10 protein-coding genes are annotated in these 12,611 nt (G+C 49.4%); 2 read left to right on the top strand and 8 right to left on the bottom strand.

Annotated elements, in window-relative coordinates; all coding sequences use genetic code 11:
* Positions 1-6: 6 nt before the first annotated feature.
* The gene (gene rplU, locus WG68_RS13730; RefSeq protein WP_019675068.1) at positions 7-315 is read right to left on the bottom strand and encodes a 50S ribosomal protein L21; all 309 of its coding nucleotides are present in this window, start codon (positions 313-315) and stop codon (positions 7-9) included.
* A 227-nt stretch (positions 316-542) separates the two neighbouring features.
* Here rplU and ispB point away from each other — a divergent pair, with 227 nt between their 5' ends.
* Positions 543-1,514 (top strand): octaprenyl diphosphate synthase, encoded by a 972-nt coding sequence (gene ispB, locus WG68_RS13725; RefSeq protein ID WP_046558268.1) that lies wholly within the window; start codon positions 543-545, stop codon positions 1,512-1,514.
* Positions 1,515-1,582: 68 nt separating this feature from the next.
* On the opposite strand, the gene mdh is transcribed toward ispB, so the two are convergent.
* On the bottom strand, positions 1,583-2,521 hold the full coding sequence (mdh, locus tag WG68_RS13720) for a malate dehydrogenase (RefSeq protein WP_046558267.1): 939 nt from the start codon (positions 2,519-2,521) through the stop codon (positions 1,583-1,585).
* Positions 2,522-2,720: 199 nt separating this feature from the next.
* Here mdh and argR point away from each other — a divergent pair, with 199 nt between their 5' ends.
* Positions 2,721-3,188 carry a transcriptional regulator ArgR gene (gene argR, locus WG68_RS13715; protein WP_046558319.1) on the top strand — a complete coding sequence of 156 codons (468 nt, stop codon included), beginning with the start codon at positions 2,721-2,723 and terminating at the stop codon, positions 3,186-3,188.
* Here the strand turns inward: argR and WG68_RS13710 are convergent, their stop codons facing one another.
* The 6 genes from WG68_RS13710 to WG68_RS13685 all read right to left on the bottom strand — a co-directional run bounded on the left by WG68_RS13710 (position 3,189) and on the right by WG68_RS13685 (position 12,517).
* Positions 3,189-4,139 (bottom strand): Dyp-type peroxidase, encoded by a 951-nt coding sequence (locus tag WG68_RS13710; protein WP_046558266.1) that lies wholly within the window; start codon positions 4,137-4,139, stop codon positions 3,189-3,191.
* A 978-nt stretch (positions 4,140-5,117) separates the two neighbouring features.
* The gene (locus WG68_RS13705; protein WP_046558265.1) at positions 5,118-6,389 is read right to left on the bottom strand and encodes an ammonium transporter; all 1,272 of its coding nucleotides are present in this window, start codon (positions 6,387-6,389) and stop codon (positions 5,118-5,120) included.
* 11 nt (positions 6,390-6,400) lie between these two features.
* Positions 6,401-6,739, bottom strand: a complete 339-nt coding sequence (gene glnK / locus WG68_RS13700) for a P-II family nitrogen regulator (protein WP_019675062.1) — start codon at positions 6,737-6,739, stop codon at positions 6,401-6,403.
* Positions 6,740-6,913: 174 nt separating this feature from the next.
* The gene (locus tag WG68_RS13695; protein ID WP_046558264.1) at positions 6,914-7,303 is read right to left on the bottom strand and encodes a YacL family protein; all 390 of its coding nucleotides are present in this window, start codon (positions 7,301-7,303) and stop codon (positions 6,914-6,916) included.
* A gap of 59 nt (positions 7,304-7,362) precedes the next feature.
* Complete coding sequence (gene acnB, locus WG68_RS13690) at positions 7,363-9,963, bottom strand: bifunctional aconitate hydratase 2/2-methylisocitrate dehydratase (RefSeq protein ID WP_046558263.1); 2,601 nt, start codon at positions 9,961-9,963, stop codon at positions 7,363-7,365.
* Positions 9,964-10,450: 487 nt separating this feature from the next.
* Complete coding sequence (locus WG68_RS13685) at positions 10,451-12,517, bottom strand: M13 family metallopeptidase (RefSeq protein ID WP_046558262.1); 2,067 nt, start codon at positions 12,515-12,517, stop codon at positions 10,451-10,453.
* Positions 12,518-12,611: the final 94 nt, after the last annotated feature.

Here is a 12,611-nt window from a genome sequence, read left to right as displayed (position 1 = left end):
CTCCTGTTACGCGCTGATGCTGGTAATTTTAACTTCAGTAAACCACTGACGGTGACCCATCTGTTTACGTGAATGTTTACGACGACGGAATTTAACGATTTTAAGCTTATCGCCACGGCCATGATTGACCACTTCCGCTACTACCTTGCCACCTTCAACTAAAGGGGCGCCAATGCTAATTTCTTCGCCATTGGCGATCATCAGCGGGGTAAATTCAATCGTTGCGCCGGTTTCTAAGTCTAGTTTTTCTAGACGAAGCGTTTGACCTTCCGTCACACGGTGTTGTTTGCCACCACTTTGGAAAACCGCGTACATAGTTAACTCCGTACAAGCCACGCCTAAGCCCTACTCTAAATTAGAGGCATTAGGGGCGTGTTTAATTCAAATCACAGGGCGCGAATTGTACGCAATTTCATAGTTAGCCGCAAGCATAATTATTAAAAAGATCATACAGTGGTGAAAAGGATCGAGATTCCCTTTATGCCGACAGCTACTATAGTGTAGAATTGTTGCCATTCTCAGGGTTTAGCAGTTGTTTTTCCATGACGCTTGACGACATTCGCCAGCTCAGCGACGCTGATATGGCCGCAGTAAACCAGCATATTTTTTCACAGCTGACTTCCGACGTCGCACTGATAAATCAGCTGGGTATTTATATCGTAAACAGTGGCGGTAAGCGTTTGCGCCCTTTGCTGGCCGTGTTGGCTGCCCGCGCTTTGGGTTATCAGGGCACTAAGCACCTTAGCGTCGCCGCTATTATTGAATTTATTCATACCTCAACCCTGCTGCATGATGATGTGGTTGACGAATCAACCTTGCGCCGGGGCAAACAAACCGCTAATGCGTTGTTCGGTAACCAGGCCAGCGTATTAGTGGGCGACTTCTTATACAGCCGCTCCTTCCAGATGATGGTCGCACTCGATGATATGCGCATAATGCAAATCCTGGCCGATGCCACCAACGTTATAGCTGAGGGTGAAGTGCTGCAGCTGATGAACGTGAACGACCCCGACACCAGCGAACAAAACTATATGCAGGTGATTTACTGCAAAACCGCCAAGCTGTTTGAAGCGGCTACTCAGTTAGCTGCCATTATTGCTGAGCAACCTGAAGCTGTGGTGAACAGCATGAAGCTATACGGTATGCATTTAGGCACCGCTTTTCAGTTAATTGACGATGTGCTTGATTATCAGGCCGATGCAGCTGAACTTGGCAAAAATATTGGTGATGATCTGGCCGAAGGTAAACCGACCTTGCCACTGATTTATGCGCTGAAATATGGCAACGCCACTCAACAAGCACTGATTCGCGAGGCCATTGTTGAAGGCAATGGCATGGCCAACCTGGCTCAGATCCTGACCGCAATGGAGCAGACCAATGCGTTTGGCTATACCAGAGCCATGGCGGAGCAGGAAGCAGAAAAAGCCCGCCGGGCGTTGGACAACATCCCCCCCTCAGACTATAAGCAAGCCCTGCTGGCTCTGGCTGATATGGCCGTTTCCCGCAGCCACTAGCTATCAAGGAACAACATAACTAAAAAAGGCGCCGTTGGCGCCTTTTTTATGGTCAAACTACAACATGCTTAGTTGTTTTTAACAAACTCTTCGCCAAGGGTAATGTCAGCTTTTAAAGTGCCTAACATAGCGTTCATGGCTTGCTGCTCGTAGCTGCTTAAGGTGCCAATAGGCAGTAACTTTTCTACGCCGTTTTTACCCAATACCAGTGGCTGGGCAAAGAAACGGGCATGTTCGCCGTCGCCTTCAACATAAGCATACTCATTAACGGTCTCACCCTGTAAACCTTTGATCAATGAAATACAGAATCTGGCAGCGGCCTGGCCCATAGACAAGGTTGCAGATCCGCCACCGGCTTTCGCTTCAACTACTTCGGTGCCGGCATTTTGAATCCGCACGGTTAACGAGGCAACTTCTTCATCACTAAAACTAACGCCGGCTACCTGAGACAGCAGCGGTAGAATGGTCGTGCCGCTATGGCCGCCAATTACCGGTACTGTTAATTCAGCCGGGTTTTTGCCTTTTAACTCACCAACAAAAGTCTCAGCACGGATCACATCCAAGGTGGTCACACCGAATAAACGACGCGCATCGTAGGTGCCGGCCTTTTTAAAGACTTCAGCGGCAATGGCCACTGTTGTGTTTACCGGGTTAGTAATAATACCTACCAAGGCTTTCGGACACTGCTGCACAATGGCTTCGGCCAGGGTTTTAACTACACCGGCATTAATATTAAATAAGTCAGAACGGTCCATACCTGGCTTGCGTGGCATACCCGCTGGGATCATCACAATGTCCGCGCCAACTAATGCTTTGTTTAAATCTTCTTTACCATAACCCGTTACGGTTACTGCGGTGGGGATATGGCTTAAATCAACGGCAACACCCGGCGTCACTGGCGCCAAATCGTATAGGGCAAGATCAGTACCCGCAGGTAAATCCAGTTTCAATAATAACGATAATGCCTGGCCAATACCGCCAGCAGCACCTAATACGGCAACTTTCATGATTTTCTCCATATGTCAGGGTAAGGTTAAACGCGCCAACAATACTGAACTGGCGCGGGAATTACAAACGACTTAAGCCTAAAGTCTAATGCACGTCCTTGGCATTTTAGCGAATTTTCGTCTTGTTTACCTGACAAACTGTACTGATCGGCTGAATTTGTTACTATTAGCCAGCACTCAACAACAAGAAAAAGCGACCATGACTAAACAATCAAAACAGGAAGCCTTAATTCAGGCGTTTAAAGCACTACTGAAAATGGAAAGTTTCGGTTCGCAAAGTGAAATCGTCGACGCCCTGAAAAATGACGGCTTTGATAATGTCAGCCAATCCAAAGTATCACGAATGCTCAGCAAATATGGTGCCGTGCGCACCCGCAATGCCCGTCAGGAAATGGTATATACCCTGCCACCAGAACTGGGCGTGCCTACCACTAAAAGCCCATTGCGTCAGTTGGTACTGGATATTGAGCACAACGATGTGATGATTATTATTCGCACCAGTCCGGGCGCCGCTCAGCTGATTGCCCGTCTGCTCGACTCTGTCGGTAAGGCCGAAGGGGTACTTGGCACCATCGCCGGGGACGACACCATTTTTATTGCCCCTATCAGCGTAAAAAATATTAATTTCACCCTGGGTAAGGTGACAGAATTATTTGAAAAAGTGTAATTAAGGCCGGCACGCCATTTCCAGAAAACTCAGTGACGGCGCAAAAAACGCAGCGCATAAGTCAACATGACAATAATCGAACAATAAATCATATTGCTCTGACTGTGGTTGCTCGCCACCTGCATTAGCGGCCTTATTACCCAGCTGGTACGCTAACAACTGGCTGAAACTGCCTGGATCGCCTGCATAATGAAGACTAAGCAGGCCCTGACTGTTCTGCTCAGCGAACGGCATATTTTGTGCTACCAATAAAGGTGGGTTCTCTGCATTGCCGAGGCGGCAGGCTACGGCATGGCTATTAGGCTGCAATCGCGATGGTGGCAGCAGTACGCCTTCAATTTTACTGATCCCCATTATCTCTTCCTGCACACTGGCCTCAAGTTGCTGCCAATGCAGCAGATCATAATGCCAGCGCTGAAAATACATATAACTACCTGCTGCAAACACCGGTTGCAGTGCAGGTTCAACCAATGCCAACTGCCGTTTTCGGCTTCCTTTCGGGTTGTGAGGGCTGTCAATAAAACCCGTTAAATCCCGGCCATCCAGGTATCGGAAACCTTGTAATTGCTCGAGCAAATCCACACTGTTTTTTAATAACTGCAGAATTTGCTGACAGGCAATGTAGTTTACATCCAGCCGGTCTGATCTTACCTGGATCAACAAGTCGGCCCAGAGCTCCGCCTGCGCCAGGTTATCACTGGCGATTAGCGGAAACGACTGTAAACCTTGTGGTCTGGCGCCAGGGTATAAGCTATCCCAGTAATCGGCCCCTACTGCCACCACCCCGGTCAACTGTGCCTCCGAGAAGTGCTCTGCCAGGCGGGCCAGCAACAGCGGCACCCTGGCCAGTTTCTGCCGCAAAATGGGTTCTTGCCCTTCCACGGCATTGAACAGCAGATAGCTGGCATGCAGGTTAGCTTCAGCACATATACCCAGTTGTTCTCGAGCCATTGTCGTCCCTGAATCCTCATTACTACTTCTAACAGTTGCCGCGCTGGCCGAAATAGCAGGCGAAAACCTAATTGCCGTGTGAGACATATCTCACAAAAAGGTAGGTTTAAACGCTATTTTCAGCAGAACTCCAAACGCGAATAACCTATAAGCTTTTGTTTTATATAAAATATACCAATAAAATTTGATTTTACAATATTATTACAGCAGGTTTATTTCTGAAAACCTGCAACCCGGCATCTGTCTTTCGTTGCATAATAGCTTCGTCAACGGATGACAACTGACAGGAAGTCAGTCAGGTTTGCAGGATGCAAATCAAGGCTAGGATAGCACAAGGATGAATAAAGGACACGCTCTGGGAAGAGCGCTAAATATCAGGATGATATTGCAGGATGCAGTGCCAGGATGGCTGTTTTTTGTTTGCTTCACAAGCGCACACTAACAAGGACGACCACAGGAGCACTCAGGACGAGTGTACTATTACAAGGCTGTAGTAGTTAAGGATAGCAGGACCCGGCATGATGCCGCTGGACACTCCGGGATGGAGCCAGGGATGACTGACTCAGGAAGAGTAACAGCACGGATTAGCTGAAACAGAACCGAAAGTGGCCGCGAAGTTTGCGGCCTTTCGCTTTTCTGGCCTAAAGAAAATTTCCCCTCCTTAAAACTCATCACTAATAAATCAAATATCCAAAGTAATTGACGTTGCAGTGAGGCGACAAGTGAGTGAGTGCTCATGAGCATAGTGCTGCTATGCGATTGAGCCGAGCGAGCGACGTCAACAAAGCTGCAGCGTTAAGTACGAAGGATATAAAAAAACCCTGCGGTAATTACCGCAGGGCGTCAGACTATAAGACAAAGGACAAGGATAGACGTAGCTTGGTGGTTACGTTTAGCTGGCCGATGCGCCACCTGTTAGTACTGGTATAGCATCGCCAACACGCTCCCGGGAAGTCCCACCGGCCCTCCCCAGGCTGCTTACTTTACCGACGAGACAAACTCAGGGTAGGCTTCAATACCACACTCTGAGGCATCAACGCCTTCATACTCTGCCTGCTCGCTGACCCGGATCCCAACCACTAGTTTCAGCACATACCAGACAATAAAGCTGGTGGCAAACACCCAGACGAAAATAGTGGCCGCACCAATTAACTGGCCGCTAAAGCTGCTATCACTGTTGGTGATGGGTACCAGTAACAGACCTAACAGTCCCACCACACCGTGTACCGAAATGGCACCAACCGGATCATCAATTTTCAGTTTATCCAGGCCGATAATCGACGCTACTACCAGCAGCCCGCCAATGGCACCAAATAAAGTGGCTTGTAATGGCGTTGGAGTAGACGGCTCAGCAGTAATGGCCACTAAGCCTGCCAGTGCTCCGTTTAATGCCATGGTTAAATCAGCTTTGCGGAACAATACCACCGACAAAATCAGTGCCGACACTGCACCCGCCGCCGCAGCCGCGTTAGTGTTCAGGAACACCACAGCAACAGCGTTAGCATTACTTATGTCGCCTAACTTCAATACTGAGCCACCGTTAAAACCAAACCAGCCCATCCATAACACCAGGGTGCCTAAGGTAGCCAGCGGCATATTGGCGCCAGGAATGGCATTAATTTTGCCATCTTTGCTGTATTTGCCTTTGCGGGCCCCCAGCAATAGTACGCCAGCTAATGCCGCAGACGCCCCCGCCATATGCACAATACCCGAGCCGGCAAAATCAGAGAAACCTAAATCGCTAAGGGTATATAAGCCAAATACCGAATTATCACCCCAGGTCCAGCTACCTTCCATCGGGTAGATAAAGCCCGTCAGCACCACAGCAAACGCCAGAAAGGCCCACAGTTTCATCCGCTCTGCTACTGCACCGGAGACAATCGACATCGCGGTAGCAACAAACACCACCTGAAAGAAAAAGTCAGAAGCGCTCGAATACACGGCATCACCGGTAAAACCATCTTCCCGCTCAGCAAAGCTGCTTAGAGTGGCATCAACGTCAACGGTTGCAATACCGCTTAAAAACCAACCACCGTCATACATAATGGCGTAACCACACACCAGATACATAATGCAGGCAATGGAATAAAGCGCGACATTTTTGGTCAGTATTTCCGTGGTGTTTTTAGAACGTACCAGGCCGGCTTCCAGCATGGAAAAGCCTGCCGCCATCCACATCACCAATACTCCACAGATCAGGAAGTAGAAAGTGTCCATGGCATATTGTAAGTGATAAATTTGTTCTTGCATGACAGGGCTCCTTAGATCGCTTCAGCGTCGGCTTCGCCGGTACGAATGCGTACCGCACGTTCCAGCTCGTAAACAAAAATCTTACCGTCGCCGATGCGGCCGGTATGGGCGGCTTGCTGAATTGCTTCCAGCAGCCGATCAACCTGGTCATCCAGCACGGCAATTTCCAGTTTTACTTTTGGCAGGAAATCGACCTGATATTCAGCACCGCGATATAATTCGGTATGCCCTTTCTGACGGCCAAAGCCTTTTACTTCGGTAACCGTTAAACCTTCGACCCCAATGTCTGCAATAGCTTCGCGAACATCGTCCAGTTTAAACGGCTTGATGATGGCACAAACAAGCTTCATGATGGTTTTCCTTATGTACTAATCTTCTGCGATTGCAGCTAAGACAAGAAAACCTCGTGCCACTTTTTAAATTCTTTATATTACAATAAGTTAATCGAAATGCTGGGGGCGGGTGAAAAAAAACGCACCATGCTGGTGCGTAAATTCACGTTGCCTGTGCAGTTTACAAATGGGCTAATCGGCCAGAAACTGCTGCCACTCGCGCAGCAGTTTTAATAAATCTTCCAGGCCACACTGGCTGGTCATGCCCTGCTGGTCCAGTTGTAAATCATCATCTGCCAGTGCTTGCTGTTGTTCCTCAGTCAACTGCTGGGCATTGCTGTAAAACAGCGTATTGTGACTTAGCGTCACGTCACCATTCTCAACCTCCAGCAAAAACTCCCTGCCTTGATACTGCATGCTGTGCTGAGGCTTTAATACGCTAAGCTGCTGCAACAATGGCAGGTAAGCTGCTGCCTGCTGGCCGAATTCATCCAGTAAAAAGCGGCCCAACACCTCGTGCTCGCCAGAGAGCCGGATGCTGAACTGCCGGGTAGTGCGATCATAAATAAAGTCGTATTCCATACTTTAATTCCATCCATAAAAAAGGCCTGCAATGCAGGCCTTAAGTATAACAGAGGCTATTACACGGCTTGCTGGATAATCACATTATCCGCTTTTTTGGTGTACTGTGGCATCTGGTGGAAGTTCAGGTAACGGTAAGTATCAGCCGCGGTAGCATCAATTTGCTTCGCGTATTCCAGATACTCGGCTACCGTGGGCAGCTTACCGAGAATAGAAGCCACTGCCGCCAGTTCCGCAGAGGCTAAATACACGTTTGCGCCCTGGCCTAAGCGGTTCGGGAAGTTACGGGTAGAAGTAGATACTACCGTAGAGTTCTCCGCTACGCGTGCCTGGTTACCCATACACAGTGAACAGCCTGGCATTTCAGTGCGGGCACCGACTTTACCGAAAATGCTGTAGTAACCTTCTTCGGTTAACTGCGCCTGATCCATCTTGGTCGGTGGTGCAATCCACAAGCGGGTTGGCAGCTGGCCTTTATATTTGTCCAGCAACTTACCGGCCGCCCGGAAGTGGCCAATGTTAGTCATACAAGAACCAATAAACACTTCATCGATTTTATCGCCCGCCACGTCAGACAGTAAGCGCGCATCATCCGGATCGTTTGGTGCACACAGTACCGGCTCTTTAATCTCGGCCAGGTCAATTTCAATAATTTCGCTGTATTCGGCATCTGCATCGGCCGCCATCAGCTGTGGATTTTTCAGCCAGGCCTGCATCGCCTGAATACGGCGCTCGATAGTACGCACATCGCCATAACCTTCTGAAATCATCCATTTCAGCATGACAATGTTCGATTCCAGATACTCAGCAATAGCGCTTTCAGACAACTTAATAGTACAGCCGGCAGCAGAACGCTCAGCCGAAGCATCTGATAATTCAAACGCCTGCTCTACTGTTAAACTACTGGGTAAGCCTTCAATTTCCAGAATACGGCCAGAAAAGATGTTCTTCTTGCCTTTTTTATCAACGGTTAACAAACCTTTTTGAATGGCAACATACGGTATGGCATGCACTAAATCGCGCAGGGTAATACCCGGCTGCATCTCACCTTTAAAGCGAACTAATACCGATTCCGGCATATCCAGTGGCATGACGCCGGTAGCGGCAGCAAAAGCCACTAAACCAGAGCCGGCCGGGAACGAAATGCCCATTGGGAAACGGGTGTGCGAATCACCACCGGTACCGACGGTATCTGGCAGTAACATGCGGTTTAACCAGCTGTGAATAATGCCATCGCCCGGGCGCAGCGCAACGCCGCCACGGTTCATGATAAAGTCTGGCAGGGTGTGGTGAGTGTCTACATCAACCGGCTTCGGATAAGCGGCGGTGTGACAGAAAGACTGCATAGTTAAATCAGCTGAGAAGCCTAAACACGCTAAGTCTTTTAGCTCATCGCGGGTCATCGGCCCGGTAGTATCCTGCGAGCCTACTGTGGTCATTTTCGGCTCACAGTAAGTACCCGGGCGCACACCTTGTACACCACAGGCTTTGCCCACCATTTTCTGCGCCAGGGTAAAACCTTTGCCAGAATCAACTTTCGCCGAAGGGCGGCGGAATTTATCTGACGGGCCATGGCCCAGAAATTCACGGGCGCGGTCAGTTAAACCCCGGCCAATGATTAACGGAATACGGCCACCGGCACGCACTTCATCAATTAACACGTCTGTAGCCAGGCTGAACTCGGCCAACACTTCGTTTGAGCCGTGACGGACTACCTTGCCTTCGAATGGCAGAATGTCGATGACATCGCCCATTTCCAGTTTGCTTACATCAACTTCAATCGGCAGGGCACCTGAGTCTTCCATGGTGTTAAAGAAAATAGGGGCAATTTTGCCACCGAGTACAAAACCACCACCGCGCTTGTTTGGTACGTATGGAATATCGTCACCCATAAACCACAGCACAGAGTTAGTGGCGGATTTACGTGATGAACCGGTACCAACCACGTCACCAACATAAGCCAGTGGAAAGCCTTTTTTGTTTAGCTCGTCTAATTGCTTGATTGGGCCAACGGTACCCGGCTGATCCGGGTTAATGCCTTCACGGGCGTTTTTCAGCATGGCTAAGGCATGCAGCGGAATATCCGGCCGTGACCAGGCATCAGGTGCCGGTGATAAATCATCAGTATTGGTTTCGCCCGACACTTTAAATACGGTAACAGTGATTTTTTCTGCCAGCGCGGGTTTGCTTTCAAACCACTGTGCATCAGCCCAGCTCTGCACCACTTGCTTGGCGTAGCTATTACCGGCGTCAGCTTTTTCGGTAACATCGTGAAATGCATCGAAAATCAGCAGGGTATGCGACAGCGCTTTCGCCGCAATCGGTGCCAGCTTGTCGTGGTCCAACAGGCTGATTAATGGCTGAATATTGTAGCCACCCATCATGGTGCCTAATAGCTCAGTAGCATACTCGGCGTTGATCAGGCTACTGGTTGCTTCGCCATTGGCCAGTGCAGTTAAAAAGCCGGCTTTAACGTAGGCAGCTTCATCTACACCCGGTGGTACCCGGTTTACCAGCAAATCAACTAAGGTCTCTTCTTCGCCTGTTGGCGGATTTTTTAACAGTTCAACTAAGGCGGCTACCTGCTCAGCATTGAGCGGTTTTGGCGGGATACCTTGCGCTGCGCGCTCGGCCACATGTTCGCGATATTGTTGTAGCACAGTATGATCCTCTTGGTCATTGCCGGCAGTCTTGCTACTGCGGCGTCATTCTTAGCATGAATGGGCGCGATTATATAAAAATTCGGGCCAAATTGACATCAGGCCGTTAACCACGCCACTTATAGTGGGTATAAATGGTGTGAATGCGAAACCAGATGTTATATATTCTTTGTTATAGTGGTCAGACCTCAGCATGCTGAGGGTTCCGGTCAGCTTAGGTGCAAAGATACCGGTTACAACGCCCGCTCTGGCTCGCCACAGCAACTACTTCGGGCATCCTGCCCTTCGCGAGCCAGCAAAGCTGTTCAAATTCGTTCCAGACGAATTTGTCGCCCGTTGCCTGCGGCATAGCTCAGACACTCTGTGGCGCCCAAATCGGGGTTCTAACCTTTATCAAACGGAGCAGCTCCCGAAAAACAAAAGGCTGAGTAGTCACCTACTCAGCCTGTGCAGTGTAGCAGATTTTTATTACCCAATGGATTAACCGTTACCAGATCTTAACGCGCTGTTCTGGCGCGATATACATCGCATCGCCTTCTTTAATATCAAAGGCTGTATAAAATTCCGGAATATTCGGCAGTACCCCAATTACCCGGTAATGGGCTGGTGAGTGCGGGCCGGTGCTTAACTGGCGACGCAGTGCTTCTTCGCGGAACTTGGTGCGCCATACCTGCGCCCAGCTGATAAAGAACCGTTGTTCACCGGTAAAACCATCCATCACCGGCGCCTCTTTGCCATCCAGCGATAACTGATAGGCTTTTAGTGCTACCGTCATACCACCTAAATCACCAATGTTTTCACCCAGTGCTACCGCACCGTTCACATTAACCCCTGGCAGTGGCTCAAACTTGTTGTACTGGCCAATTAACTTGGCACCACGCGCCTGAAACTGTGCTTTATCTTGCTCAGTCCACCAGTTACGCAGGTTACCATCGCCATCGTACTTAGCGCCCTGATCGTCAAAGCCATGGCCAATTTCATGGCCGATAACCCCACCAATACCACCGTAGTTTACGGCATCGTCGGCGTCCATATTAAAAAACGGCGGTTGCAGAATAGCGGCCGGGAATACGATCTCGTTGTTCACCGGGTTGTAATAAGCATTAACCGTTTGCGGGGTCATAAACCACTCGCCTTTATCAATCGGCTGGCCCAGTTTAGCGACCATCTGGTCGTATGCCCAGTGGCTGGCACGCACAAAATTACCCACTAAATCATCGGCTTTAATTTCCAGTGCCGAGTAATCTTTCCACTTATCAGGATAACCAATTTTCGGGGTAAACTTGCTGAGTTTCTCCTGCGCCGCCACCTTGGTGTCTGCGCTCATCCACTCCAGCTCGTTAATAGCAATTTCGTAAGCTTTAATCACATTAGCAACCAGCTGCTCCATCCGCGCTTTAGCTTCGGGTTTAAAGTGCCGCTCAACATACAGCTTACCGGTCAGCTCGCCCAGTACCTGATCTGACGCATCAACTGCGCGCTTCCAGCGGGGTTGCTGCTGCTCTGTACCGCTTAAGGTGGTGCCGTAAAATGCAAAACGGCGATCGGCAAAATTGCTGCTAAGCTTATCGGCATAACCATGGATGGTTTTCAGGCTTAAATAATCCTGCCAGCTTGGTAAGTCTGTCGCCGCCAGCACCTTGGCAAAGCCTGCAAAGTAGCTGGGCTGACGCACAATAATGTCATTCACTTCAGCTAATTTTACGCCGTCGGCAAACGTTGGCCAGTCAAAGCTACCCATGCTGGCATTCAGCTCAGTAACGGCCACTTTGTTGTAGGTTTTATCGGCATTGCGGTTGTCCAGCCGGGTCCAGTGGTGCTCGGCCAGGGCTTTTTCCAGCGCATAAACGCGCTCAGCAGCAGCTGGGGCGTCAACATGGCCCGCCATACTGAACATATCGGTTAAATAGGCTTTATAGTCAGCAATCAGTTTTACCGATTTTTCGTCATCGTTAAAATAGTAGTCACGATCCGGCAGACCTAAACCACCCTGCCCCAGATATACCGCGTACTCGGTGGAGTTTTTCGCGTCGTTGTTAATAAACCAACCAAATGGAATACTGATACCATCGCGCTGTAATCGGGCAAATAGCGCCGCTAACTGACTTTTGCTTTCCAAAGAACTAATGGCATCTAACTGCGGTTGCAACGGGCTTAAACCCAGCTTCTCGATGGTTGCTTCATCCATAAAGCTATTATAAAAATGTCCTAATTTCTGCTCATCCGAACCGGCTTTTAAATCGGTGCGGGCAGCCACTTCATCAATAATGGCTTTTACCGCCTGCTGCGAATTGTCATTCAGAATATGGAAAGAGCCGTACGAGGCTTTATCAGCCGGGATTTCTGTTTCAGCCAGCCATTTACCGTTGACAGCCAGAAAGAAGTCTTCACTGAATTTTACTGCCGGGTCAAAGTACTGGCTATCAACGCCAGATATCCGCGGCGCCTGCTGCGCCGCTACTGGCTCAGCGCTTTTATTGGTAGCGGGTTCACTACAGGCGGCTAAACCTAATGCCAGCGCAACACTGGCGGCAATCATACTGATTTTTTTCATTATAGTTTTCCTGAAATACGGGCCACATTAAGTTGTCGACGCTATAGTAGCGCTGCCGTCAGCTAAAGCCAAATATCTGCCAACAACAAGTTGT

This window comes from Arsukibacterium ikkense, assembly GCF_000987775.1.
Classification (GTDB): domain Bacteria; phylum Pseudomonadota; class Gammaproteobacteria; order Enterobacterales; family Alteromonadaceae; genus Alishewanella; species Alishewanella ikkense.
Note: the sequence above shows the minus strand (reverse complement) of the source record. Positions and strands in the feature narration are given on the sequence as shown.